Genomic DNA, 25496 nt, shown 5'->3' on the forward strand with positions numbered 1-25496 from the left:
TTATAGCTTATTATTCAAAAACTCAGCGATAATCTGTGCAGCCATATATTTATAGCCAATTTGACAATGACCCGATCCGCCACTTTTTTCAGTGAATAATTTAGTTACTATAGATTTAGCATTTATTAACTCACGTTGTTCTTGACCTATGGTTTCAACAGGTACATAAATATCTTGTGTGCCAGCAAGTAATAGTACCTCTTGTTTGACCTCTTTTAAAACGTTTTTTAGTGTAAAATCGGAACAAGTTATGAGACATTCAGCGGGACTGGAAGTCAACGTAATATCCATACACTTGTTAATTAAAAAAGCGATATGATTGTTTTCACGCATAGATTTTTTGATCAAGGTATTTATGGTGGCCATATTACTATAAGACACTTCTTTATCATAGGGGTCAAAGTAGCGAGTTAATTCAGGAAGTGTAATAAATAAAGCAGAAAACATATCATACATAACATCATAGGCAATCACTTTTTTGATTCGGGGTTCATATGCTGCTGCTCTAAGTGACAAATAGCCTCCTAACGACATTCCTAATAAGTCAACTTTTGCTAATTTATAATAATCTAAGACAACTTTAACTGGTTTTTCCCAGTTATAAATCATAGGTAGCCCATCTTTTAAGGCTTTTCCTTGTCCAGGTCCTTCAAATAAAATAAAATTGTAAGTTGGTAAATTTTCCAATAGTTTTTGATTTTCGATAAATTGAATTAATTCTTCTAAATAGGAATCAAATCCACCATGGAATAATAATGTTTTGGTAGCATTTGAATTTTTAATTAACACAGATGTAAGAGATCTATTTTCATAAGAGATGTGACTAAAAGTCATGTTACTCGTATCAATTCCTTTGTAATAATTTTGGATAAATAGTGTATAAGTTTCGTTTTTGCGGTAATCATTTTCTCGCAGAAAAAAGTCTGCCATTTGGAAGAAAGATGCTGCAATAGCATAATGCTGTTGTCTTACATGCTTTTGTCCTAACATAAACCATTGTTTGTACCAATCTTCGGTATTGGCTATATCCTGACAGGCTGAAAATAGTTCTTCTTGAACTAATTGATTTTTTTGATGGCTTTCCATGAATCTATTGATTTGAAAATTGAATTGTTTATTGTCAATATAGTTAATAATCATAATGATAACTTCCTTTCAAGGTTAACTATAATTGAACTAATGTTGAATAAATAGATGCAAAATTAGGGACTGTGTCCATTAATAGACAGATTTAGTGTAATTGTCTATAAAAAAACCTAGAAACTACGATGTGGTTTCTAGGTTTTTTATTTGAATTAGTTAATATCCTCAGTAACAACCGCAGTTCCTGAACACATCACCATTAACATCTCATTGGCTAAATCATAATCAAACTTAACGCCAACAATGTCTGTAGCACCAACTGCAGCTGCACGGTGCTTCATTTCTTCAATTACTTCCGTACGAGCTTGCATCATTTCATTTTCATAGCCTCTTGAACGACCGCCAAAAACGTTACGAAAACTTGCCCCAATATCGCGAAACATATTTACACCGGCAACCGCTTCACCGAAAACAATATCGCAATATTCTGTTATCTGTTTACCTTCAATTTGATTTGTTGTTGTGACAATCATCATAAACCTCCTAAAATTTGTCTTGTATAGCTATTTTATAACTAAATTGATAATAATTAATTAAATTAGATACAAGATTAACGTAAATTTAATCTAATATGGTACGCTAGGAAATGAAGTGTTTACTACAAGGAGGAAAATTATGACAACAGAATTGAAAGTTAGTCATTTAAATAAGAAATACCGTACCAAAAAAGCTTTGGACGATGTTTCTTTTGAAGTTAAATCTGGTCAAATTGTTGGCCTGGTAGGACCTAATGGTTCAGGTAAAACGACTTTGATGAAAGCAGCTCTTGGATTGATTAAAGTAGATGGAGAAGTTGAAATTCAAGGTGAACCAGTCACTTTCTCAAAACACAAACAGCTTGAAAAGGTTGGACAGTTAATTGAATATCCAGCCATCTACCCATTTTTAACTGGGTATGACCATTTAAAGATGTTTGCTGATGGTAAGGAAAATAAAGCACGTATTGATGACTTAGTGCAGGATTTGGGGATGCAGGACTACATCAAAAATCGTGCCAAAAGTTACTCATTAGGGATGAAACAAAAGCTAGGAATTGCGATGGCTTTGATTAACAATCCTAGTTTAGTAATTTTGGATGAGCCTATGAATGGACTAGATCCTCATGCTGTTATTGAGGTTCGTCAATTGATTCAAAAATTAGCTAAACAAGGTGTCACATTCTTGATTTCAAGCCACATTCTAAGTGAGCTGGAAAAGGTAATTGATCACTTAATTATTTTTAACGAAGGTAAAGTTGTTCGTGATACAACACCTCAAGAACTAAATGGTTCCTACAAGATTCGTGTGGTTATTAAAACAAATGATGACCGTGCTGCTTGTGAAACCTTAAATAATGCAGGATTCAAAATGCCAAAAACGAAAGTTAGCTTTTTACTAAAAGACGATACAACTTTAGCTGTTGTGATTAAGTTCTTAGTTGAACAAGGGTTTGATATCTTGGATGTGGATAAACAAGCTTCTGACTTAGAGTCATCCTTAATGAAGCTACTTTATCCAAATGAATCAACTCAAGGAGGAGAAGCGTAAAATGGGGACATTAGTTAAAAACGAATTATTTAAATTACGTAAAAAAAGTACCACTAAAGTAATGCCACTGATTATGATTGGATTGATGATTCTAGTAACGGTTTTGATGTCATTATCAGGAGACATTACAGATTATAAAGATATCATGTCAGCAGGATCAGCTTGGTTAGTAATTACCTTAATCTCTGCAGCAGGGAGTATTCTATCTATGGAATATGAATATGGCACAATTAAAGAATTGTTCTCATCAAAATTTTCTCGATCAAAAATCTTGATGAGTAAGTGGTTGGCTATTTTTATCTATTCAGTCTTATTGAATGTTTTGATGATAGCGTCAACTTTTATTATCTATTTTATCGGTCGTGCAACAACTTCAAAGTTTGTCTTTAATTGGTCAGATAAAATGCCTAATATGGGAGATATTACGGTTATTGAAAACTTAGTAAAATCATGTGCAGGAATCTTTTTACAAACTTGGCTATTACTTTCTGTAGTTTTCTTATTAGCTAGTGTGATTAAAAAATCTTCATTAGCAGTTACTTTAGGTATTGTGGTTTACTTTGCATCTTCTATGATTTCAGGTATTTTAATGTCACTGATGGTAGTCTTTAAACTAGATTGGTTAAAATATTCACCATTTAATATGTTACTAGTAAATAATATTGGAGTACCTCATGATAAATTACTAGATTTTGCTCATTTAGATGCAGTAAGTCTAATTAGTGGTGCATTAATTTACACAGTTATTTTCTTAATTATCGGGTTATTATTCTACCGCAGAAAAGAAGTTTAATAAAAAAGCATTGAGTAAAAACTCAATGCTTTTTAGTTTGTGTTATTAATGTAAATAGATTTCACGTAACTTTTTGATTTTGTCGTCTGTTACGCCAAGAATATCTTTCAGGTAGTTGTCGATACCACCGAAATCTTTGTCCATTAATTCAAGTGCATAGTTAATGTAACCTTCTTGAACAGAAACCAAATCTTTAACAGCTTGATATGTCACAGGGTCGCCACCTTTTTCTTCCACAAGACCTAAGCGGTTGTCGATATAAGGTTTTGAAGCTTGGTTGGTTAATAAATAATCTTCTTTGATTGTTTCATAATCCATCCCAAGTGCGTGCATCAAGAAGACACCTGCCATACCTGTACGATCTTTACCTGCTGTACAGTGGAAAAGAAGGGCTTCGTTATCTTGGTCGTTTTTGAGTAAGTAGTCAAAGAACTTGCGATAAGCTTTTTGTGCTTTTTCACCTAAAACAATATCGTGGTAAGCATAAATCATACGGTTGAAACCGAATTTTGGATCATCTGTAGTTTCATCAGCTAATTCAGTTGCACTTTTTGAGTTGTCGGTTAAATCTTGTGAAAAAACAGGATTCCAAACGTACTCAACACCTTCTGGAACACGGTCAGGAACAGCTGTAATTTCTTCTTGTGATCTAAAGTCCATATCATAAGTTAGTCCGTGGTCTTTTAGGACTTTCATGTCTGCATCACTTAAATCACCTAAATGGCCACTACGTAAAAGTTTGTTGGGTTTAATGGTTAAACCATCTTTATTTTTGTAGCCGGTAAGTTCACGGAAATTAGAACCGTTTTTTACACCAATCATATTATATGCCATTGGATTTTACCTCGCTTTATTTTTAATAATGTTTCTACTTCTATTTTAAGCTAAAATCACCTAGACCTCAAAGCCTTAACGCTAATTAATGCAGATAAATTGCTTTTAACTTTTTGATTTTTTCAGGCGTTAGATTTAAAACTTGTTCAAGAAAAGTTGCCATATTGCCATATCTTTCGTTAATTAAGTTAAAGGCATAATCAACATAGTCGCTGCGAACAGTTGCCAGGTCTGTAATCGCTTTAATCGTGGTTTCGTCTGCATGATTCTCATAAGCAATATGCAAGCAACTCTCTAAATAAGCTGTAGTCGCTGAGTTCGTTAAAAGATAATCTTTTTTGATAGTTTCAATATCAAAATCAAGTGCAGATAATAAAAAAATAGTGGCCATACCCGTACGGTCTTTACCTTCAGAGCAGTGATATAACAGAGCTCGGTCATCTTGGTTATTTTTGAGTAGATAGTCAAAGAAGGTGCGGTAAGCGTTTCTTGAGTGCTCACTTAAAATAATGTCATGATAACAATTAATGAGATGTTGATAACCAAATTGAGGATCGTCGATTTTATTTTTAGCAATATCAACGGTACGAATGGCATGTTTGGCAACTGCTTCTGAAAAAACAGGATTTTTAATATATTCAGCCCTTTGTATTGTACAATCAGGCATAGCTTCGATTTCATGGTCTGTACGAAAGTCCATAACGTAGGCGACACCATAACTTTCTAAAAATTGAACATCATTGGCAGTCAACTGGCCGAGATGACCAGAACGAATTAATTTGTGAGGTTTAATCGTTAAATGTTCGCGATTAACATATCCCGTCAATTGGCGGAAGTTTAAACCTTGTTGGATAGGAAGTCGTTGATTTGTCATGATACAGCCTCATTTCACTTAAATAATCATCAATAAGTTGTCGACCTCAGAATAGCATAATGAGACTAAACGTACGATTTCTTTTTTGTTTAACGTATAATTTTTGTTGATTATCTGTTAATGTTCGTATATTATATAACCATAACGTCTAATTCGGAGGAATCGTTCATGAAAAAAATCAAAAATCTTGTCGCTGTGGTTGCCGTAGCTGTATTAGCTATCGCATTAACAGCTTGTTCAAAAAGTGGTTCAAACTCATCATCTGAATCAAGTACAACTGCTAAAAGCTACGTGCCAGAGTCACTTAACTTACAAGTAACGCCTAGTGTTCAGGCTGGTGAAATGGAAAACTTAGCTAAACCATTAGGTAAATTGTTATCTGATAAGTTGGGTATCCCAGTTAATGTTACAGTTGCAACTGATTCAAATTCTATGGTTGAAGCAATGTCATCCAAAAAAGTTGATGTAGCTTACCTTTCACCAGGTAACTATGTTAAAGCTCATCAAAGAGGGGCAGCAGACGTTATCTTACAAGCACAACGTTATGGTCAAAATGATGGTAAGGTAACCGATCAGTTAGTGGATAGTTATCGCTCAATGATTACCGTTAAAAACGGTAGTAGCATTAAGAGTTGGGAAGACCTAAAAGGTAAAAAGATTGCGGTGCAGGCTGTAACTTCAGCAGCTGGATACATGTTGCCAGTTCTAGAATTAAAAGATAAAGGACTAGATGTTGAAACTGATGCACAACTTGTAACCGTTAAAGGACATGATCAAGGAATTATCTCAGTGCTAAATGGTGATGTTGATGCTGCCTTTACTTTTGAAGATGCAAGATTAAATGTTCAAAAAGATGATCCAAATATTATGAATGATGTGAAAGCGGTTTACTTCACTGAACAACGTATTCCAAATGATACTATTAGTGTTCGTTCAGATATGGATGAAGCTTTTAGAACTAAATTAGCGGATGCAATGATTGAAATCGCTAAAACACCAGAAGGACATAAAGTTGTGAAATCAATTGCAAGTCACGAAGGTTATGTTAAATCTGACGATTCAAAATTTGCAAGTATGTACAAAATTGAAGAAGCTTTACAAAATAAATAATTTAAACAAAAAAACACGCCAAGCTTAAAGCTTAGCGTGTTTTTGTTTATACTTTAAAAGATTTCAAATAATTCTTTTTTGGTTTTGGTTTTTGATTTTTACTATTTTAATTATATTATTTTGAGTGTTTCCCACGTTAACATCTGTACATTTGAATTAATTCAAGGTAAGATATTAAAGATTGTGTTTTGATTCAAAATAATGAAAGGTTTTGTTATATGAAATAATTAAAGAATGATTTGGAATCTTCTTTTTCAATAAGGAGTTAAGGTGTCTTATTGAAAAAACTATTGTAATACATTTTTTTGAAAAATAAAAGTCTTTTATTGATTTTTATGAAATTTTAGCGCTAGGGTTAATGTTAATTTTTTGTTTATTATCTGAATGATTATAATCTTTCAAATTATAATAATGATAGAAAAACGAACATTAACCATGTATAATAGGTATATTGTTGGGTATTCCCATTTATCAAATGAATTTGAGGAGTTTTTATATGTCGAAAGGTTCAAATATGCAGCCAATTATTGAATTGACTAATGTAACAAAAGTTTATCCAAATGGTGTCAAAGGACTAAATAATTTGAATTTGTCCGTTGAAAAAGGGGAATTTGTTGTTATTGTAGGTCTATCAGGTGCGGGTAAAAGTACGCTACTACGTTCAATTAACCGTTTACACGATATTACAGAAGGTGATATCAAAATCGATGGCCAATCAATCACAACTGCTAAAGGTAAATCCCTACGTCATATCCGTCGAGATGTGGGAATGATTTTTCAAAGTTTTAACTTAGTTAAGAGAATGTCCGTGTTAAAGAATGTTTTAACAGGACGTGTTGCTTACTATAACTTCTTAAAATCAAGCTTAGGGCTGTTCTCAAATGAGGACAAGTTACGTGCATATGAAGCACTTGAACGTGTAGGACTAGAATCAAAATTATATAACCGTGCTGATGAGTTAAGTGGTGGACAACAACAACGTGTGTCAATTGCTCGTGTATTAACGCAATCGCCTAAAATTATTTTGGCAGATGAGCCTGTTGCCTCACTTGATCCTAAAACGACCACACAAGTAATGGATGATTTAAGAAAAATCAATCAAGACTTGAAAATGACCGTGATGGTTAACTTACACTCTGTTGAATTAGCCAAGAAATATGCGACTCGTTTCATCGGTATTCGTAATGGTGAAATCGTATTAGATTGTCCAGCTGATCAAATTACTGATGATAAAATCAAATCAGTTTATACGGCTTCAAAATCACAGGAGGCTAAATAATGGAACAGTTACCAAAAAAACCGCTTAATTTAAACAAATGGATTGTGACAGTGGTTATGATTTTGGGATTTGTCTATTCTGTTATGGTCACTCAACTAGACTTCACGCAATTATTTGCTAACTTTGGCGACTTTACCGAAATCTTAGTCAAAATGTGTTCACCAGATTGGGGATACTTAGATAAAATTACTAATCCTTTACTTGAAACCATTAAAATGGCTATCCTAGGAACTTTAATTGGATCAATTATTGCTTTTCCTTATGCCTTACTTGTTTCACAAAATATTGTTAAAAATAAAATTGTAACCGGTATTTTTCGATTCATTTTAAACATTATTCGAACAATTCCTAACCTATTACTGGGTGCAATCTTCGTTGCCATTATTGGGATTGGTGCCGTAACTGGGGTGTTTGCTTTAGCAGTTTTTACTTTTGGGATGGTCAGCAAATTGTTCTATGAAGCAATTGAAACCATTGATGAAGGTCCAATTGAAGCTTTAACAGCAGTTGGTGCAACAAAAATGCAAATTATCCGTTATGGTGTTTTGCCTCAAGTTATGAGTTACTATATCAGTTACGTGCTTTATGCTTTTGAAATCAATGTCCGTTCTTCAACTATTTTAGGTTATATCGGTGCCGGAGGAATTGGATTATTCCTAGAACGTGCCTTAAGTATGTACCGTTACGACCGTGTGGGGTTAATTGTACTGGTCACCTTTATTGTAATTTTAGTCATTGATGAAATTAGTAACCGTTCAAGGGAGGCTTTGACAAAATAATGCAATCAGTTAAACGTTTACCAAAGCAAGAAAAGTCGACAATCAAAACAGTCTGCAACATTATGATTACTGTATTAGTTATTGCCATTATCATTTGGTCTTTCACAGGTATTCCTTTTACGGGGATTAAAGATCAAGCAGGGAAAATCACAGCTTCTATTTTTGATGGCTTAATTCATCCAGACCTTGACTATGTTTGGCGTGGTGATGGCGAAGATTTAATCAGTAACTTAGTTGCAACAATTGCTATGGCGTTTTTAGGGACATCAATCTCTGCTATTATCAGTGTGCCATTTGCATTTTGGGCAGCTCGCAGCAAATATAAACATAAATTTACCTCCGCTACAGGTAAAATTGTGTTAACATTTATAAGGACTTTTCCAGAAATTGTTCTAGCCTTAATGTTCATCAAAGCTGTTGGTCCTGGTGCTTTCGCTGGGGTGATGGCGATGGGAGTTCACTCTATCGGGATGCTAGCTAAATTATTTAGTGAAGCAATTGAAAACCTAGATGGGGGAACAGATGAAGCGGTTATTGCATCTGGAGGCTCAAAACTAAATGTGATGATGTTCTCCACATTTCCACAAGTGTTACCAGAATTTATTTCAAACACCTTGTATCGTTTTGAGTTATCAATTCGTGCAGCGACGACTTTGGGGTTAGTAGGTGCTGGGGGAATTGGAACACCACTTGTGTTTGCGTTGTCAACGCGTGCTTGGTCTCGTGTGGGAATTATCTTGCTTGGAATTATTGTGATGGTGACACTTGTCGATTTTGTTTCAGGTAGCATCAGAAAACGCTTAGTTTAAAATTATTTATCGGAGGATTTTATGAAAAAGATTATTAAGTTAACAGCACTTGTTGGTGCGTTATTAGTAACCTTAGGGTTAACAGCTTGTTCTTCAGGTTCAAAAACAACTGAAAAACAAACTGAAGATCCAAAAAGTTTAACTGTTCAGTTTGTCCCAAGTCGACAAGCTGACACAATGGAAGCACGTGCAAAACCTTTGGCTGATTTATTATCAGAGAAATTGGGGATTCCTGTTAAGGTAAGTGTTTCAACAGACTACACATCAATGGTTGAGGCAATGGCTTCTAAAAAAATTGATGTTGGGTTCTTACCACCTGATGGTTATGTAAAAGCGCATGACCGTGGTGCAGCAGATGTTTTACTACAAGCTTTACGTTTTGGCGTTAAACAACCTAATGGCGAAGATACAACAGAGCTTGTGGATGGTTACCGTTCAATGGTTGTAACTAAAGCAGATAGTGGTATTAAAACTTGGGAAGATTTAAAAGGCAAAAAAATTGCGGTACAAAATGTGACTTCAACATCAGGTTATATGATGCCTGTTGCTGATCTTAAAGAAAAAGGATTAGACGTTGAGAAAGATGCCCAATTAGTGACTGTTAAAGGACACGACCAAGGAATTATTTCCGTTCAAAATGGAGATACCGATGCAGCATTTGTGTTTGAAGATGCTAGAAACATTTTGAAAAAAGATAATCCAAATATCATGTCTGAAATCACACCAATTTACTTCACTGAAATGATTCCAAACGACACCGTGAGTGTTCGTTCAGATATGTCAGATAGTTTCCGTCAAAAATTATCAGATGCATTTATCGATATTGCTAAAACAGAAAAAGGGCACGAAATCGTTGCTTCAATTTATAGCCACCAAGGTTATGAAAAAGCAGATGACTCAAAATTTGACCTTATTCGTAAGTATGAAAAATTAATTAATGACTAGTTAAGTATTGAAAAATCCTTTAAGTTGAGACTTAGAGGATTTTTTTTATTTTACAAAATAGTACAAATGTGACGTTATCTAAAAACTATTGACATTTTATATATAAAGTGTAGCATAGTACACATAATTAAGTAGCTTGCTACATATTTTTGGAAAGAGGTTTTGTATGGAAAAAGAAATGAAATCTGAATTCACCCAAACGTTGGGATTTAAAATTAAAATCTTGAATACCTTATTTGAAAAGTATTTAAATCATAAAGTTTCAGCAGTTGTTCCGGATTTAACTCATACGCAATTAAGTGTATTAATGCATATTTACTACGCGGATAACCAAAATATTTTACAAAGAGAATTAGAAGAAGTAATGTACTTAAGCCATCCAACCATTAGAGGGATTGTTAAACGACTCAATAAGTTAAGCTATATTGAATGTAAAAAAATATCATCAGATAAAAGACAAACGGTTTTAGAGTTGACTTCAAAAGGTAAAAGCCTGATAAAAAATAATAATGAAGATTTAACTAGAGCCTTAAAATATACAGAGTTCGTATTAGATAAAAATATGACGTCAAGTCAAAAAGAAGAGTTAATGAACCAAATGGATAATTTAATTGAGAACTTCATAAAAAGTAAGGAGGAATAAAAAATGTTTAATGAAAGAGCAATTGATATCAATGGTAAAAGTTATAATAAAACATTGATGATGTTCATTTTGCTTTTGGGATCATTTATCACTTTGCTAACTGAAACATTTTTAAATAACGCGTTATTAACTATTATGGAATCATTTGATATTGCCCAAAGTGAGGCACAATGGTTGAGTACAGGCTATCTACTAATTGTAGGACTAATGGTTCCTATCTCAGCATGGGTTTTTAAGAGATTCAAGTCAAAGACGATTTATGTGAGTATGATTGCGATCTTTTTGTTTGGTTCATTTTTAGGATATATCGCGCCAAATTTTGAAACATTACTAATTGGGAGATTTATCCAAGCTATTGGAACTGGGGGATTAATGCCATTTGTACAAAATATTGTACTAGTTTTATATCCACCCGAAAAACGTGGTGCAGCACTTGGAACGACTGGATTAGTCGTTGCGGTTGCACCTGCGATTGGACCAACACTATCAGGGTTAATTTTAGCTCATTACTCTTGGAGAATGTTATTTTTAGTCATGACCGTTTTAACAGCAATTATTTTTATTACATCATTATTTACTATTAAAAATATTACCAAAAACGAAGCTGAAAAAATCGATTTTCAATCAGTTGTTTATTCAACAATCGGGTTTGGATTATTACTTTATGGATTATCATCTTTGGGTACACCTACAACGATTGGTTCTGCGTTAATTTATATTAGTTTAGGATTAGTCGTTGTCGCGATTTTTGCAATAAGACAGAAAAAAATTAAAAATCCTTTGGTTAATATCGATGTTTTTAATAACAAGCAATTTTCATTGACAACGCTATTGACTTCGCTCATTACAATTAGTTTGTTAGCAGTTGAATTGGTACTACCGCTTTATTTACAAGATATTCGCCATGAAACAGCACTATTAACTGGACTGGTTTTATTACCTGGTTCCATCGTTATGGGGATTATGAATCCCATAACTGGAAGGATTTTTGATAAATATGGGATTAAAATTGTGACAATTATTAGCTTCTTATTATTATCTATTGGTAATATACCAATGCTGTTTTTTAATGAAAACACGTCACTTATAGTAATTGTTGTTTCTTATGCGATGCGAATGTTTGGAATTTCATTTGGGATGATGACCACTTTCACTGCCGCGATTAATTCATTACCCGAAAACTTATCGGTTCATGGAAATGCGGCGGCCTCAACTCTTAGACAAGTAGCAGGTTCATTAGGGACAGGAATTCTAACAATGGTTATTGCCCTTGTTACTAACGCAACATCTAATGCTGGAAGCTCAAACTTTGTATCAGCTTATCAAGCAGCATTTACTGTTTCATTGGTTCTGTCATTGGTAGGATTGGCATTATCGTTTAGACTATCATCCAAAAAATAAACGAAGACTCCCTTTTTATAGGGATGTCTTTTTTTGTTTATAGGTTTAGGTGATATAATAAATGATAAGAAATTTAAGAAATCAGGGTGGATAATCATGATAATGAAATCTGTTTTAAACATGATTGATAAAAAAACGGTGCGTTTATCAACAATTGATAAAAGGTCAAAAACCGGAACATATGCTGGTATTGTAGGATTAATTTTAAATATAATTTTAGTCGCTATTAAATTAACAGTTGGGTTAATATCAGGATCCGTAGCGATTATGGCGGATGCAATTAATTCGTTATCAGATGCAGGGTCTTCAATTTTGACGTTAGTCGGGTTCCATGTTTCAGGTAAAAGACCAGATTCTGGTCATCCTTACGGCCATCAACGATTTGAAGATATTTCAGGCTTAATTATTGCAGTGGTCATGCTAATTGTCGGTGTGCAATTTGTCTATGAGTCAGTTGGTAAAATTATTTCGCCAACTGAGATAGATCTTAGCTTAATTTCATTGATATTTTTAGTTGTTTCATTTGTGATTAAGCTATGGCAAGCTGTGTTTTACTATAGATTAGGTAATAAATTAAAATCGAAAACATTAATTGCAACCGGTGTTGATTCAAGAAACGATTTAATTACAACTGGTTCAATCATCTTCAGTTCAGCCTTATTCTACTTTTTAAATATTAATATTGATAGTTACTTAGCATTAATTGTTGCTGTGTTTATTGTTTATTCAAGTTTTAAATTAATTGCTGAATCAATTAACTTACTGATGGGTTCTCGCCCAGAAGACGACCTACTTAAAAAAGTTGATCAACAATTAATGTCTTATAAAAATATTTTAGGGTATCATGACTTAATGGTACATGAATACGGCCCTAATCGAATTTATGCCGTAATTGATATTGAGTTAGATAGCACCTTAAGCTTAGATAAAGCACATGAGGTAGTTGATCGAATTGAACGAGATTTTGGTAAAAAGTTCAATATTAACTTAGTTGCGCACATGGATCCAATTGATATTCGGAGTCGCAAAGCAACGCACATTATGCAAACTATTCGTGAAGTTATCGATTCGTATGAAACAGACTTAAAGATTCATGATTTTCATGTCGAAACCCTCAAAAATAATGATCATTTGATTCAGTTTGATATTGTTGTGCCAACAGATAGTCCTTTAACAGATGACGAATGGTTAGTTGAAATTAATCATGCACTTCGTAAACGTTTAGGCGATGTCACCGTTCAAATTAACTTTGATCACACGAATTTAGGGGTTGACCGCTCTTTAATTTAACTGCAAAAAAATAAAAAATTTGCTATAATCTGTAGTTATAAGTGCCCTAGGAGGATATTATGAGTAAATTAGCAATTTTGCAATTATCAGATGAAATAACAGAGTTAGAAAAAGAGATTGTTAGTCAAAACAAGGCGATTGATTTAGCCCAGTTATTTTCAGCACTTGACGATTTGAAAGTCTTAAATCAAAAAGCAGAAAATTACATTGAAATGAGTCAAGATGATTACTATCAGTCTGAATCAGATCATCGTTTAACATTAGAAAAAATGGACCAACCATTATCAACTTTATCAGACCGTGTCTTAACTAATCACGTTGATGGACTACCTGAAAAAGAAGCGTTAAACTTTGATTATAATCATGAGACTGTTTTAGAAGATGGTCAGTATAATCGTGAAATGGATTTTCATGTGTTATCTTACAGCCTTAAAGTAATTAGTGCAGCTGCAACAGTTGTTGGAGTTGACAACTTATCAGCTTCATTATCAAAAGATGCTGTTGTCTCAATTATTTTGGCAGCACATAATTTACAAAACCGCTAAAAAGTCACTTCTTTTGAAGTGGCTTTTTTATTTGGAATTGATTATCTAAAGGACTCTAAAGAATACGTGTGCTATGGTAAAATAAGAGAAAGTTATCAAAGTCTTTTAATCTGAATTACAAAAGAGGGAAATCGATGTTTGAAAAGATTCAATCTAGCTTGAAAAAACTAAAAAGAAAAGTTGATCCTTTTGACAATATGCAACGCTTTACAAAAGTTGGTCAATATCACGTAGGAGCCGTTGAAGCGACACCTCATCGTCAAAACTATTATTTAGTTGTGAAATATAATAATCAAAATATTTTGAAACAATATTTAATACCTGAAGATGATCATCAAGGACTTAAAACCTATCAACGTTCATGGTCCAAAAAATTAAAGCGATTTGAAGCATTTGAAGAAGTCGATTCAAAACGACGTTATACGATGCAAGAAAATATCGAGAAGTTTTCAGAAAGAGTTCAAAAATTTATTTCACCTGATACTTTAAATGTGGGATTAATTACAGATACTTATGATAAACAACATGTGCTTGCTAGACACTTAAAAAGTGATGGTCTACAACAGATTCAAGAATTCAACACATTAAGTGATATGGGATTGTTGGACTTGAAGGTGCATTTAGGTGACTGGATTTCAGGATGTGACGAGGGGTATACTTCACAAAAACGCTTGCGTGAAATGCGAGATGCATTCCAAGATGGCCTCGTACCTTTTGTTAACTTAAAAGGGAATTCAGATGATAATGATAGCTATGATGCAAAAGAATCAAAATGGCCTAGTTTTGGTGAACGAGAATTTGAAGATATCATGTGGCACCAGATGTATCAACAAGAAGAGTTAAATGCGATTTATTCAAGTAATGGTGTTAGCTACTATGATTATCAAAACTTTAGACTAATTTTTATTAACACGAGTGATTTACCTTATGAAATCGATGATCAAGGTAAGAAGCGGTTTAATACTAAGAAAACTTTAGCTGTAAGAGAAGATCAAGTCGAAGAAATTATTGAAATTTTGTCCATTAGCCATCATAAACGTCTTATTTTTATGGGGCACAGTGTTCCTGTTAATCGTCGTGGTGACAATGCTTTGAAATACAACGGGCGAACATTGCACGAGTTATTTGCGGCTTTTAATCAAAAAGCCACAGGTCATTTAAGCAATCATGGTGTCCCAGTTGAATTTAAACTTAACAATCAGTTTGATTTTTCAGCCATTGTGGATAGTCAGATTGTGGCTTATATTGGCGGCCATCACCAGGTTGAGTCCAACTACAAACTAAATGGAATTGATTATGTGACTTTAAATACCAGTTCACATTTGAAATCAGAAACCAACTTTAATAGAAGAGAAAAAAGAGATCTTGATACCCCTAATGAAGTTGCAGGATATATTTTAAACATTAATCCAAGTGCCGATGAGTTACAGTTGTTTGGTTATGGTGCGGCAACTTTTCGTAAAATTTTTAAAATATAGTCCACAAATTAACTAAAAAGGGTTACTATAGTTAATTGTGATAACTGATATCGAAAGACAGTGCAGAGGAGAGATAAGTATGTGTGGAATCATTGCTTTTGTTGATCCAAAGGGAACAAACAAAGAAGGATCAATTACGTCAATGATGGATATGATTCAACACCGTGGTCCAAATAGTGGCGGAAGTTTCATTAATGAAACGGCTGCTCTTGGATTTAGAAGATTATCAATTATTGATTTGGCGGGGGGAACTCAGCCAATTTATAACGAAGATGACACTAAAGTCATCACATTTAATGGTGAAATTTACAATTATAAAGAAATTCGTAGTGATTTAATTGAAGCCGGTCACGAATTTAAAACACAGTCTGATACAGAAGTCTTGCTTCATGGTTATGAAGAATATGGGATGGCTAAATTATTAGATAAAGTGCGTGGTATGTTTGCGTTTTTAATTTGGGACAGTGAAGAAAACCAATTAGTGGGTGCACGTGACTTTTTTGGAATCAAACCCCTTTACTATTACAATCGTGATGGTCAATTTATCGTGGGTTCTGAGATTAAATCCTTCTTAGAACATCCTGACTTTGTAAAAGAATTAAATATTGAAGCGGTTAAACCATATTTAATGAATCAATATAATGACTTAGAAGAAACTTTCTTTAAGGGTGTTTATCGTTTTCCAGCAGGTCATTGGTTTACTTACAAAGATGGTGAATTGAATATGCATCAATATTGGGATGCAGATTACACCCCAAATGAGTTAAGTTTTGAAGATACTGTTGAAAAAATTCATGAAGTAATTTCAGAATCTGTCAATTTACATAATGTGTCAGATGTACCAGTTGGTAGTTTTCTTTCAGAAGGAATTGATTCAAGTTATATCACCAGCATTTTAAAACCTGAAAAGGTATTTAGTGTGGGCTTTGACGATAAAACGTATGATGAAGTTAAAAACGCTCGTGATCTAGCTAATATGAAAGGTTTCGATTTTTACGAATCACGTGTTAAACGTGATGATGTCTTGCGTGATTTTGAAGAAATGCAATATCATATGGACGAACCAGATGGTAATCCAAGTGTTGTACCGCTTTGGTATCTGGCCAAATTAGCGCGTAAACATGTCACAGTAGCTTTATCAGGTGAAGGTGCTGATGAGTTATTTGGAGGATATGTGAATTACGGGATGCACTCGCACAACACAATCGTTAAGGTTTTTGCTAATGGGTTAAAACGCCTACCTAAAAATGTTAAGGCAAAATTGAGTCGTCGATTATCAAAATCTCGTAATTTCAAAGGTAAACTGCACTTATACACAAGTATTACAGAACCGAGTGAATATTACGTTGGACAAGCTAAAATCTATGACGCAGATTATCCGTCAATCTTTTCTGCACAAGATGCTAACCAAGTATTACAACCGGTATATCGTAATAAAATAACAGTTAAAAGTATTTACAAACCTGATTTTGAAAAAGTGAAGTCGTTAGATTACGTGCGTCAAATGCAATATATTGATTTACATCACTTCTTAGTAAATGATATTTTGCAAAAAGCAGATAAAATTTCAATGGCGCATTCATTAGAAGTTCGCGTTCCCTACTTAGACCGTAAGGTTGCGGATTTTGCTAATAGCATTAAGACTGAATATCTAATTAACAATAAAGATACGAAGTATGCGTTGAGAAAAGCTAGTGAAGCAGTTGTGCCAAAAGAATGGTCACAACGACCAAAACTAGGTTTTCCTGTGCCAATTAAAAAATGGTTGAGAACGCAATCATTTTATCAACAAGTTAAAAACTTATTCTCTGAAGAGTTCGTTAAAGATGTGTTTGAACAAGATAAATTATTGAATTTATTGGAACAGCACTATACTGGTGAAGCTGATTTGCAACGTCAAATTTGGACAATTTATAGTTTTCTTGTTTGGTACCGCGCTTACTTCATTGATTTTGAAGGCACAAAAGAAAAATATCGCCGTGTTCAACCAGAAGTTAAAGAAATGATTGATCAAGGAAAATTGGTTAATACTTAATTTTAAAAAAGTAAAAGCTTTCGATTTAAAGTCGAAAGCTTTTTTGTTAGTCATCATGTAACCAACTTGGTGCTAGGTTTTAACTTAAGAATGCAGTAGAGTGAAAGTTGTAAAGGAGGTTGATGAAATGAGTGTAGCTGACAGATTGAAGCAAATCAGACAACAAGCACAACTTTCTCAAGAAGAATTAGCTAAGAGATTGTATGTTACAAGACAGACAATTTCAAGATGGGAAACAGGAACTAGAGAACCGAGTTTGAGTGCCTTGACAGATATTGCCAAAATTTATCAAATAAGTATCAACGAATTATTAGGAGGGGAATTAATTGTGAAGAAGAAAAAATTAAATGGGTTTGCAATTTTAGGATTGGTGGTATTTAATCTTGCTTTCTTAGGTACAGTCGGATTTTTACTTGCATTTGTTTTGTTTACAATGTATTTCTTAGGAACCATGAGTTTAGTTTCAACAGTAATTGGTATTTATCAGATGATATTTCCATCAACTTTTCAAACGGTTGATATGGCAATGAATTATCCGTGGTTAATTTTACTACTTCCTATTTTTGGAATTCTGATTTTAATCGGGGCGGTTTATTTAACCAAATTTTTAACACGATATGGTTATCGATATTTTAAATATAGCCTTTCAAAATCTTATTATGAAGTTAGCTAATGGCTAACTTCTTTTTTATTGTCATTATTTCGACTATGATTAAGCTAAAAGAAAGTAGATAGGAGAAAACAAATGAGAATTAAACAATGTGAGTGGTCACAAAATGGTCATCAAAATATGGCAGATTATCATCAAAATGAATGGGGTTTTGCAGTTTTTGATGAGGAGAAAACATTTGAACTAATGATTTTAGAAATTATGCGGGCGGGTCTTTCTTGGCAAACGATTTTAAATAAAAGATTAGGTTTTCAAAAAGCGTTTTCAAATTATCGAATTCAAAAAATTGCTCAATACAATGACTACGATATGGAAAAATTGTTAAAAAATCCAGCTATTGTTCGGAACAAGCGTAAGGTTGAGGCTATTGTGTCAAATGCCCAGTTATTAGCTCAGAAGAATGCAACTAGTGAGTTTAGCTTGAATACTTATTTATGGTCATTTGTGGATGACAAGCCACTAGTTATGGATTATCAAACACAAGAAGATATGCAGGGATTCAGTGAACTATCCAAAAAGATTAGTCGTGAGTTGAAAAAGCAAGGCTTTAAATTTTTAGGGCCGACTATTGTCCAATCCTGGCTTGAAGCTTTAGGAATTATCAATTCTCACGTGGAGACTTGCCCCATTAAACAACAGTGTATTGACTTTTTTGCTAAAAACTACACATTGTAGTTTGACAACTTATTTGTGTAGGTGTATTATTTCAACTGTTAATTAAGGAGGTTATGAAGTGGCTAAAAGAAATACAGTTGGTTATGACAAAGTCATTGAAATGGCGATTCAAATTATCGAAGATGATGGCCCAGAAGAACTAACTTTTGGAAATCTGGCTAAAGCATTGGATATTAAATCGCAATCTTTGTATAACTATTTTAAAAATCAAGCCGAATTACTCGAAGAATTGGGCACTCAGTTTGTGAAATGTCTGCATCAAGAATTAACCGAAGGCTTAATTGGTTATTCCGGTAAAAAAGCATTAATTAAGTATGCTGAAATTATCAGAAACTATTTTTCTAACCGTGGGCAATCAATTTCATTAATTCATAAAGTCAAAAACTATGATAAAAGCTCTGACTTTTTTGTAGAAATGAAAAAAGTGATTGATTTAATTGATCGTATTTTAGATTCAATTGATTTACATGGTGTTGATAAAACGTCTTTTGGTGAAGGCTACATTAGTCAAATTTTAGGATTCTTACTCATCGAGCAATTGGGATTTCTTGACCAATATGGATTACCTCATAACGATGAAAGTTTTCGTCAGATGCTTGAACTTTCAACCAAGATTATTGATTAATACATAACGAAAGGATAAGAGATCATGAGTCAATTTTTCAAAAAGCATTATCATGCACTGATTGGTTGGCTACTGGCATTGGTGATTGCGATTGTCGCTTTACCTAATGTCGGAGAGTTAACTACTCAAAACTCAGCTATTAAATTACCTGATAATGTTCAAACACAACTTGCTGAACAAATGAAAAATCAGTGGAGTGACTCGCAAAAAGATACGACCGAAGCTGTTGTGATTTTCCACAATGAAGGAAATGCACTTACACAAGAGCAAAAAGATCGTATTAAAGCAACTGTGGATAAGTTACGCCAAAATGAATCTGAATACGGCATCAAGAGTATGACAGCTTCAATGGATAACGAATACACACAAAAACAATTGATTTCACAAGATGAAACAACCCAATTATTACAATTAAATATTGATAAAAACCATGGGACACTTTCAGAAATTGAGAATCAATTAAACGAAGCTGCCAAAACTGACGGTGTGACAACTTATGTGACAGGGGCAGATATTTTGACGAATGCTTTCAGTCAAAAAACACAAGATGGGATTAAGAAAACAGAGGTTATTGCGGTTATCTTTATCTTCATCGTGTTGATTCTAGTCTTTAGATCACCTGTTGTACCATTGGTGTCAATTGCAACGGTAGCCGTGTCATTTATTGTTTCACTAAGTATTGTAACCAACCTAGTGGCTCACTTTGGCTTCCCATTCTCAAACTTCACCCAAGTCTTTATGGTGGTTGTGCTATTTGGGATTGGAACCGACTACAATATCTTACTGTATGATGAGTTTAAGGATCAGCTGAGTCTGGGCGTTTCCAATTCAGAAGCCATGCAAGTCGCCCGTAAAAAAGCAGGCCATACGATTTTATATTCAGGAACTTCTGTTTTAATTGGGTTTGCTGTTTTAGGACTTGCTCAATTCTCAATTTATCAATCAGCTGTCGGTGTTGCTGTTGGGATTGCGGTATTAATTCCAGTCTTGCTAACACTTAATGCCTTCTTTATGGTGGTACTCGGTAAAAAACTATTTTGGCCAGCTAAAAGTTTTGAAGGTCACTCAACCAGCAAGTTCTGGCACATGCTTTCAAAAAATAGCGTTTTAAGACCAATCTTAAGTTTATTATTAGTCCTTGTGATTATGTTGCCCTTATCATTCATGTACTCAAATCATCTTAACTATGATGACTTAGATGAATTAGGTAATGACACACCAGCTAAAGTTGGGTTTGAAGTTGTTCAAGCACACTTTTCAAAAGGGACTGCTGAACCGACAACTTTATATGTTCGCAGTGATCAACCACTTGATAATACGCAAAACTTAAAAGGTATTGACAGCTTAACGCAAGCTATTAAAGCTGTTCCAGGTGTCAAAACAGTTACGTCAGCTACACAACCTGGTGGCGATCAAATCGATAAACTTTATGTTGATAGTCAAATGAAGACTGTTAATTCTGGACTTTCTGAAGCTCAAAAAGGTGCCAAAGATTTACAAACAGGATTAGTAGGTAATGGCCAATCAGCACAAAATAATGGTCAATTACCAACTGACTTATTAACAGGTGTTAACAACGCAAGCAGTGGACTCATTCAATTACAAAACGGGAGCCAACAACTTGTTGATGGGTTAACACAGTTAAATGATAAGTTAGCTAGTCAAACAAGTGGTCAATCTCAAAGTCAAATTACACAATTAGTAGATGGATTACCACAAATTAACTCAGCTATTCAACAATTGAATGGTGCTTTGCAAAATGCCGGAACTTCTGGTGTTGATACAAGTAGCTTAACGCAAAAATTATCTCAAGTTGCCGCACATACTAAAGCAATTGGGGATGAATTAACTCAAGCTGGTCAAGCCTTAACCGGTTTACAAGCTGAACAGCAACAACAAAGTGCACAATATCAACAAATGCTTAGCCAACTGCCTGAATCAGCTCGCCAAGCTATTGTGCAAAAAGATCAAAAAGTGCAACAAGCGTTAGCACAAGTTGGTCAAAATATTCAAAATGCGGGTAGTCACGATCAACAAATTGGTCAACAACTACAAGCAGTGAGTCAAGATTCACAATTATCAGGTATGATGCAACAACTTACAACCTTGAAACAACAAGTCCAAACACTTGCTGATAAATCAAATGTCGCACTACCTGGTGCAACACAAGCACTTAACCAACTTTATGGTGGGTTAACTCAAGTTCAATCAGCTGTTGCTCAAGGAAACACTGGTGCCCAAGCACTTAACGGTGGACTTGCAACTATGACTGAAAAAATGCCACAAATGATTGATGGTGTTAAAAAAGCAGGCGATGGTGCTGGTCAATTGGATACAGGTTTAGGTACTGCTTATGATTACTTGAACAATTACCAAAACTCAGCTTCTGCTAAAACTTTCTATATTCCATCTGATCAGATTCATGGTGAAGAATTCCAAAAATCATTAGATACTTACTTATCAGCTGATAAGAAGACAACTAAATTAATGATTATCTTGGATGAAAACCCAAGTTCTGATGCAGCTATTCAAAAAATTAATGAATTAACTAACCAAACCCAAGGTATTTTACAAAATGGTTCACTACACAATGCACAAGTCGCATTTGGTGGTCAAACAGCTAAAATTGCCGATACACAAAAAACAGCTAACGATGATTTTATTCGTACAGCGATGATTATGGTAGTGGGTATTGGTATTGCCTTAATTTTTGTAACACGTTCAATCTTGCAACCCCTATACATTTTAGGAACATTGTTACTTGCTTTCTTAAGCTCAATGACAATTACTAAATGGGTGAGTGCAACATTCCTTGGACATGACTTGTTAACTTGGAACACACCATTCTTTACTTTCATTATGATTTTTGCATTAGGAGTGGATTACAGTATCTTCTTAATGATGAAATATCGTGAATTTGGTGCAGAAGGGATGCAACCAAGTGAACAAATTATCAAAGCTTGTGAAATTATCGGGGCAGTTGTGATTTCTGCCGCAATCATTTTAGGTGGAACATTTGCCGCATTAATTCCAAGTGGTGTTTTAACCTTGATTCAAGTAGCTCTAGGTGTGATTATTGGTTTACTAATTTTGGTCGTTATTTTACCAATGATTCTATCTGCTGCTATTCGATTAACTTATGAAAAATTCAATTTCAAAAAGTTAATGAAAAAAGACAATAATTAAACTAACTCTTATATAGACAACTTTAAAAAGACAGACGAAACCGACTCTCATTTGAGAGTCGGTTTTTTATGATTAAATTTAACCACTTAGCTTGCGATTTCAACCACTTATCTTTATTTAAGTTACATCACAAAAATCTAGTGTTAGATTAAGGTTTGAGGTGATTAAAAATGAAATTAATTCAAGCCACTAATATAACTAAGTCATATAATCAGCATCTAGCTGTTAAAGGAATTAATTTAACGATTAATAAAGGGCAATTAACAGCTCTTTTAGGGACTAATGGTGCCGGGAAATCAACAACAATTTCAATGTTGATTGGCTTATCAAAACCAACTTCTGGTGAAGTTAAGTACAATGGTGAAAATAACCGATCTGTTAAAATAGGTGTTGTCTTTCAGCAAAGTGTGCTAGATGAAGAATTAACAGTTAAACAAAATTTGAAGATAAGAGCAAAACTTTATCAAAATCAATCAACTGATTATTTTGAAAAGTTAGTAAAGGCAACAGGATTAACTGATTTTATGGATCAAAAATATGGTCAACTTTCAGGTGGGCAAAAAAGACGTGCAGATATTGCAAGGGCACTTTTAAATCAGCCGGATATTTTGTTCTTAGATGAGCCAACAACAGGATTAGACATCCAAACGCGGCAAGCTATATGGTCTTTCATCCAATCCCTGCAAAAAAATGAGCAACTAACAGTATTTTTAACGACTCATTGTTTGGAAGAGGCACAGTCAGCTGAACAAATTTATATTATGTCAAAGGGAGAGTTGGTAGGATCAGGCTCTGCAGAAGAAATCAATCAAACTTATTCAATGCCAACTCTAAAGTTAGTAGCTAAAGATGTGAACGCATTAAAACAACGATTGTCATTAGATATTGCTAGTGAGAGTAATCATGTTTTAACCGTACATCCAAAATCGCCAAGTCAAGCAATTGAAATTTTAGAACAGGTTAAAGCGTTTATTGTTGATTTTGAATTTAAGCCAGGCGATTTAAATGATGCGTTTGTCACGTTAACAGGAAGGAAGATGAAGTGAAATGTTGAGTCTAACTTATCGTAGTCTAAAATTATATTTTTGTAGTCGATCTAACGTATTACTGTCGATGCTTGGAGCATTAATTGCATTTGTTTTGTATTTGGTTTTTATCAAACAAGCGATGGTAGATCAATGGCAAAACATGCCAGCTAAATTAGCGTTGCTTGATAATTGGTTAATTGGCGGTGTGCTGTCAGCTACTGCAATCACAACGACGTTTTCTAGTCTTAAACAGTTTGTTTTAGATAGGGAATCACAAGTCATAAAAGATTTGATATTAACAGACGTTAGCTACTTCAAAATTCAGATGAGTTATGTTTGTGCCTCAGCTATTGTGGGATTGTTGATGCAAATGATGATGGCTATTATAATGATGAACTATTTTGTAATTAGTGATCAAGTTGCATTTGATTTGGCTTTGCTACCACAATTAATTATCATTATGTTATTAGCCACAATTTTATCAACAGCGATTAATTTATTGATTTTACAATTCGTCAAAAAAGTTAGTACGGTAGCACTATTAAGTACAATTATTGGGACAGCTTCAGGATTTTTAGTGGGAACATATATGCCACTAGGTGCATTACCTAGTTTTGCACAATGGCTTGTCAAACTTACACCAGGAAGTTACGTTGCGGCTTTGTATCGACAACTGCTAATGTCTGATTTGTTGCAAAACAACTTGGGGAACCAACTCGATTTAAGACATGAAGTTGAGTTTAACTTAGGCGTTAAATATGATTTGTTCGGTTCACAATTGAGCACGTGGCAAGATTGGGTTATCTTATTAAGTGTTATTGTGTTGGCTATGGCTTTAATTGCGGTAGTATCAAGTTGGCAAAAACGTGAACAACGTTAGGAGTTGAAGATGTGAAGGTTGAATTTATACCAGACAAGCAATTGTCCAAAGATGTGATTGAACTCGATATTCGTGCGTCTGAATTAACACCAAATGTTCAAAATTTGATTAGTCAATTAATAAATTTAGATAATAGAGCGGATATTATCCCAATCAAGGAAGAAGACTGCGTGATAATTCTTAAACCCAGCGATATTATTTTTGTGGATGTTGTCTCAAATGAATTATTGATTTACACCCAAAATAAAACCTATCAGATAAAAGAAAGGCTAAATCGGTTTAGTGAGCGATTAGGTGGATATGATTTTGTCCAAGTTTCAAAACATGCATTAGTTAACCTGAATCATTTGATATCACTTGAAAATAGTTTTTCAGGGAATATGTTGGCGATTTTAACTGATGGTCATCAGACCGACGTTAGTCGTAAATACTTGAGTTTGTTAAAACAAAAGTTAGGAATTTAGGAGTGTGTTGTATGAAAAAATTGATTAAACATGTGAATCATCTGTTAATAGGTGCAGCAACATCCTCTTTAGTTTATATTAGTGCTTTAATGTTAAGCTTAGATGTACCTAGTTTAACAATTAAAAACGGATTAATCGTAGTTAGTCTTGGTGCAATTATTGGGTTATATTCTGCTGTATTCGATAGTGAAAAAATATCATTTCTAACAGCTCTAATCTGTCATTTTATTTTGACTTTATCCAGCGTATTATTTAGCTTGTTATTTTTTAATTCTTCAATAACAATTATTCAGGAGATTGGTTTTTGGGTTAGCTTTTTGATGATTTATTTGATTATTTGGGGTGGTGTGAGTTTATATCAGCGTATTAGTATTAAAAAGATTAATCGAAAACTACAAGATAACTATCATAAAAGATAAATTTTGGTTAATTTTAAACTTTTAAAATTGATTTTTTGTCATTAATTTGTTAAAAGTACTTAAT

General features: G+C 33.9%; 25 protein-coding genes. 21 read left to right on the forward strand and 4 right to left on the reverse strand.

Going from position 1 to position 25496, the window contains the following annotated elements; all coding sequences use genetic code 11:
* Complete coding sequence (locus tag R4Y45_RS01845; protein ID WP_339968699.1) at positions 1 to 1140, reverse strand: alpha/beta fold hydrolase; 1140 nt, start codon at positions 1138 to 1140, stop codon at positions 1 to 3.
* 155 nt (positions 1141 to 1295) lie between these two features.
* Complete coding sequence (locus tag R4Y45_RS01850) at positions 1296 to 1616, reverse strand: YbjQ family protein (protein ID WP_339968701.1); 321 nt, start codon at positions 1614 to 1616, stop codon at positions 1296 to 1298.
* 142 nt (positions 1617 to 1758) lie between these two features.
* Between R4Y45_RS01850 and R4Y45_RS01855 the strand changes: the two genes are divergently transcribed.
* Together R4Y45_RS01855 and R4Y45_RS01860 are read left to right on the forward strand one after the other, a co-directional pair.
* On the forward strand, positions 1759 to 2670 hold the full coding sequence (locus tag R4Y45_RS01855) for an ABC transporter ATP-binding protein (RefSeq protein ID WP_339968703.1): 912 nt from the start codon (positions 1759 to 1761) through the stop codon (positions 2668 to 2670).
* Position 2671: 1 nt separating this feature from the next.
* The gene (locus R4Y45_RS01860; protein ID WP_339968705.1) at positions 2672 to 3463 is read left to right on the forward strand and encodes an ABC transporter permease; all 792 of its coding nucleotides are present in this window, start codon (positions 2672 to 2674) and stop codon (positions 3461 to 3463) included.
* 45 nt (positions 3464 to 3508) lie between these two features.
* On the opposite strand, the gene R4Y45_RS01865 is transcribed toward R4Y45_RS01860, so the two are convergent.
* Together R4Y45_RS01865 and R4Y45_RS01870 are read right to left on the reverse strand one after the other, a co-directional pair.
* Complete coding sequence (locus R4Y45_RS01865; RefSeq protein WP_339968707.1) at positions 3509 to 4297, reverse strand: tyrosine-protein phosphatase; 789 nt, start codon at positions 4295 to 4297, stop codon at positions 3509 to 3511.
* A gap of 85 nt (positions 4298 to 4382) precedes the next feature.
* Positions 4383 to 5171, reverse strand: coding sequence for a tyrosine-protein phosphatase (locus tag R4Y45_RS01870; protein WP_339968709.1), 789 nt, complete (start codon positions 5169 to 5171; stop codon positions 4383 to 4385).
* 168 nt (positions 5172 to 5339) lie between these two features.
* Between R4Y45_RS01870 and R4Y45_RS01875 the strand changes: the two genes are divergently transcribed.
* The 19 genes from R4Y45_RS01875 to R4Y45_RS01965 all read left to right on the forward strand — a co-directional run bounded on the left by R4Y45_RS01875 (position 5340) and on the right by R4Y45_RS01965 (position 25432).
* Positions 5340 to 6281 carry a phosphate/phosphite/phosphonate ABC transporter substrate-binding protein gene (locus R4Y45_RS01875; RefSeq protein ID WP_339968711.1) on the forward strand — a complete coding sequence of 314 codons (942 nt, stop codon included), beginning with the start codon at positions 5340 to 5342 and terminating at the stop codon, positions 6279 to 6281.
* 496 nt (positions 6282 to 6777) lie between these two features.
* The gene (phnC, locus tag R4Y45_RS01880; RefSeq protein WP_339968713.1) at positions 6778 to 7560 is read left to right on the forward strand and encodes a phosphonate ABC transporter ATP-binding protein; all 783 of its coding nucleotides are present in this window, start codon (positions 6778 to 6780) and stop codon (positions 7558 to 7560) included.
* Positions 7560 to 8339: a phosphonate ABC transporter, permease protein PhnE gene (gene phnE / locus R4Y45_RS01885; RefSeq protein ID WP_339968715.1), complete on the forward strand. Its 780-nt coding sequence runs from the start codon at positions 7560 to 7562 to the stop codon at positions 8337 to 8339. Before phnC ends, phnE (R4Y45_RS01885) begins: the two co-directional genes overlap by 1 nt.
* Positions 8339 to 9148 carry a phosphonate ABC transporter, permease protein PhnE gene (gene phnE, locus R4Y45_RS01890; RefSeq protein WP_339968717.1) on the forward strand — a complete coding sequence of 270 codons (810 nt, stop codon included), beginning with the start codon at positions 8339 to 8341 and terminating at the stop codon, positions 9146 to 9148. The genes phnE (R4Y45_RS01885) and phnE (R4Y45_RS01890) overlap by 1 nt, the downstream gene beginning before the upstream one ends.
* A 21-nt stretch (positions 9149 to 9169) precedes the next feature.
* Entirely contained in the window at positions 9170 to 10093 is a 924-nt protein-coding gene (locus R4Y45_RS01895) for a phosphate/phosphite/phosphonate ABC transporter substrate-binding protein (RefSeq protein ID WP_339968719.1), read from the forward strand.
* A gap of 166 nt (positions 10094 to 10259) precedes the next feature.
* Positions 10260 to 10736, forward strand: coding sequence for a MarR family winged helix-turn-helix transcriptional regulator (locus tag R4Y45_RS01900; RefSeq protein ID WP_339968721.1), 477 nt, complete (start codon positions 10260 to 10262; stop codon positions 10734 to 10736).
* A gap of 3 nt (positions 10737 to 10739) precedes the next feature.
* Positions 10740 to 12137, forward strand: a complete 1398-nt coding sequence (locus tag R4Y45_RS01905; protein WP_339968723.1) for an MDR family MFS transporter — start codon at positions 10740 to 10742, stop codon at positions 12135 to 12137.
* Positions 12138 to 12233: 96 nt separating this feature from the next.
* Positions 12234 to 13427 (forward strand): cation diffusion facilitator family transporter, encoded by a 1194-nt coding sequence (locus R4Y45_RS01910; RefSeq protein WP_339968725.1) that lies wholly within the window; start codon positions 12234 to 12236, stop codon positions 13425 to 13427.
* Positions 13428 to 13486: 59 nt separating this feature from the next.
* A complete protein-coding gene (locus R4Y45_RS01915) occupies positions 13487 to 13972 on the forward strand; it encodes a hypothetical protein (protein ID WP_339968727.1) in 486 nt (161 codons plus the stop codon).
* Positions 13973 to 14106: 134 nt separating this feature from the next.
* Complete coding sequence (locus tag R4Y45_RS01920) at positions 14107 to 15450, forward strand: serine/threonine protein phosphatase (protein ID WP_339968729.1); 1344 nt, start codon at positions 14107 to 14109, stop codon at positions 15448 to 15450.
* A 79-nt stretch (positions 15451 to 15529) separates the two neighbouring features.
* Complete coding sequence (asnB, locus tag R4Y45_RS01925) at positions 15530 to 17485, forward strand: asparagine synthase (glutamine-hydrolyzing) (protein ID WP_339968731.1); 1956 nt, start codon at positions 15530 to 15532, stop codon at positions 17483 to 17485.
* A gap of 127 nt (positions 17486 to 17612) precedes the next feature.
* Positions 17613 to 18158: a helix-turn-helix domain-containing protein gene (locus R4Y45_RS01930; RefSeq protein WP_339968733.1), complete on the forward strand. Its 546-nt coding sequence runs from the start codon at positions 17613 to 17615 to the stop codon at positions 18156 to 18158.
* Between the two features lie 72 nt (positions 18159 to 18230).
* On the forward strand, positions 18231 to 18830 hold the full coding sequence (locus R4Y45_RS01935; RefSeq protein ID WP_339968734.1) for a DNA-3-methyladenine glycosylase I: 600 nt from the start codon (positions 18231 to 18233) through the stop codon (positions 18828 to 18830).
* A 58-nt stretch (positions 18831 to 18888) separates the two neighbouring features.
* Positions 18889 to 19455, forward strand: a complete 567-nt coding sequence (locus tag R4Y45_RS01940) for a TetR/AcrR family transcriptional regulator (protein ID WP_339968736.1) — start codon at positions 18889 to 18891, stop codon at positions 19453 to 19455.
* 24 nt (positions 19456 to 19479) lie between these two features.
* Positions 19480 to 22641: an MMPL family transporter gene (locus R4Y45_RS01945; protein WP_339968738.1), complete on the forward strand. Its 3162-nt coding sequence runs from the start codon at positions 19480 to 19482 to the stop codon at positions 22639 to 22641.
* 170 nt (positions 22642 to 22811) lie between these two features.
* The gene (locus R4Y45_RS01950) at positions 22812 to 23687 is read left to right on the forward strand and encodes an ABC transporter ATP-binding protein (RefSeq protein WP_339968740.1); all 876 of its coding nucleotides are present in this window, start codon (positions 22812 to 22814) and stop codon (positions 23685 to 23687) included.
* Between the two features lies 1 nt (position 23688).
* A complete protein-coding gene (locus R4Y45_RS01955; protein ID WP_339968742.1) occupies positions 23689 to 24549 on the forward strand; it encodes an ABC transporter permease in 861 nt (286 codons plus the stop codon).
* Positions 24550 to 24560: 11 nt separating this feature from the next.
* Positions 24561 to 25013 carry a LytTR family DNA-binding domain-containing protein gene (locus R4Y45_RS01960; protein ID WP_339968744.1) on the forward strand — a complete coding sequence of 151 codons (453 nt, stop codon included), beginning with the start codon at positions 24561 to 24563 and terminating at the stop codon, positions 25011 to 25013.
* An 11-nt stretch (positions 25014 to 25024) separates the two neighbouring features.
* The gene (locus R4Y45_RS01965; protein ID WP_339968746.1) at positions 25025 to 25432 is read left to right on the forward strand and encodes a DUF3021 domain-containing protein; all 408 of its coding nucleotides are present in this window, start codon (positions 25025 to 25027) and stop codon (positions 25430 to 25432) included.
* Positions 25433 to 25496: the final 64 nt, after the last annotated feature.

This window comes from Holzapfeliella saturejae (assembly GCF_037546065.1).
GTDB classification, from domain to species: Bacteria; Bacillota; Bacilli; order Lactobacillales; family Lactobacillaceae; genus Holzapfeliella; species Holzapfeliella saturejae.

What these genes read in the sequence shown, in the direction of transcription:
- R4Y45_RS01845 (WP_339968699.1), bottom strand. Translation starts at nt 1,140, where the DNA reads ATGATTATTAACTATATTGACAATAAACAATTCAATTTTCAAATCAAT.
- R4Y45_RS01850 (WP_339968701.1), bottom strand. Translation starts at nt 1,616, where the DNA reads ATGATTGTCACAACAACAAATCAAATTGAAGGTAAACAGATAACAGAA.
- R4Y45_RS01855 (WP_339968703.1), top strand. Translation starts at nt 1,759, where the DNA reads ATGACAACAGAATTGAAAGTTAGTCATTTAAATAAGAAATACCGTACC.
- R4Y45_RS01860 (WP_339968705.1), top strand. Translation starts at nt 2,672, where the DNA reads ATGGGGACATTAGTTAAAAACGAATTATTTAAATTACGTAAAAAAAGT.
- R4Y45_RS01865 (WP_339968707.1), bottom strand. Translation starts at nt 4,297, where the DNA reads ATGGCATATAATATGATTGGTGTAAAAAACGGTTCTAATTTCCGTGAA.
- R4Y45_RS01870 (WP_339968709.1), bottom strand. Translation starts at nt 5,171, where the DNA reads ATGACAAATCAACGACTTCCTATCCAACAAGGTTTAAACTTCCGCCAA.
- R4Y45_RS01875 (WP_339968711.1), top strand. Translation starts at nt 5,340, where the DNA reads ATGAAAAAAATCAAAAATCTTGTCGCTGTGGTTGCCGTAGCTGTATTA.
- phnC (WP_339968713.1), top strand. Translation starts at nt 6,778, where the DNA reads ATGTCGAAAGGTTCAAATATGCAGCCAATTATTGAATTGACTAATGTA.
- phnE (WP_339968715.1), top strand. Translation starts at nt 7,560, where the DNA reads ATGGAACAGTTACCAAAAAAACCGCTTAATTTAAACAAATGGATTGTG.
- phnE (WP_339968717.1), top strand. Translation starts at nt 8,339, where the DNA reads ATGCAATCAGTTAAACGTTTACCAAAGCAAGAAAAGTCGACAATCAAA.
- R4Y45_RS01895 (WP_339968719.1), top strand. Translation starts at nt 9,170, where the DNA reads ATGAAAAAGATTATTAAGTTAACAGCACTTGTTGGTGCGTTATTAGTA.
- R4Y45_RS01900 (WP_339968721.1), top strand. Translation starts at nt 10,260, where the DNA reads ATGGAAAAAGAAATGAAATCTGAATTCACCCAAACGTTGGGATTTAAA.
- R4Y45_RS01905 (WP_339968723.1), top strand. Translation starts at nt 10,740, where the DNA reads ATGTTTAATGAAAGAGCAATTGATATCAATGGTAAAAGTTATAATAAA.
- R4Y45_RS01910 (WP_339968725.1), top strand. Translation starts at nt 12,234, where the DNA reads ATGATAATGAAATCTGTTTTAAACATGATTGATAAAAAAACGGTGCGT.
- R4Y45_RS01915 (WP_339968727.1), top strand. Translation starts at nt 13,487, where the DNA reads ATGAGTAAATTAGCAATTTTGCAATTATCAGATGAAATAACAGAGTTA.
- R4Y45_RS01920 (WP_339968729.1), top strand. Translation starts at nt 14,107, where the DNA reads ATGTTTGAAAAGATTCAATCTAGCTTGAAAAAACTAAAAAGAAAAGTT.
- asnB (WP_339968731.1), top strand. Translation starts at nt 15,530, where the DNA reads ATGTGTGGAATCATTGCTTTTGTTGATCCAAAGGGAACAAACAAAGAA.
- R4Y45_RS01930 (WP_339968733.1), top strand. Translation starts at nt 17,613, where the DNA reads ATGAGTGTAGCTGACAGATTGAAGCAAATCAGACAACAAGCACAACTT.
- R4Y45_RS01935 (WP_339968734.1), top strand. Translation starts at nt 18,231, where the DNA reads ATGAGAATTAAACAATGTGAGTGGTCACAAAATGGTCATCAAAATATG.
- R4Y45_RS01945 (WP_339968738.1), top strand. Translation starts at nt 19,480, where the DNA reads ATGAGTCAATTTTTCAAAAAGCATTATCATGCACTGATTGGTTGGCTA.
- R4Y45_RS01950 (WP_339968740.1), top strand. Translation starts at nt 22,812, where the DNA reads ATGAAATTAATTCAAGCCACTAATATAACTAAGTCATATAATCAGCAT.
- R4Y45_RS01955 (WP_339968742.1), top strand. Translation starts at nt 23,689, where the DNA reads ATGTTGAGTCTAACTTATCGTAGTCTAAAATTATATTTTTGTAGTCGA.
- R4Y45_RS01965 (WP_339968746.1), top strand. Translation starts at nt 25,025, where the DNA reads ATGAAAAAATTGATTAAACATGTGAATCATCTGTTAATAGGTGCAGCA.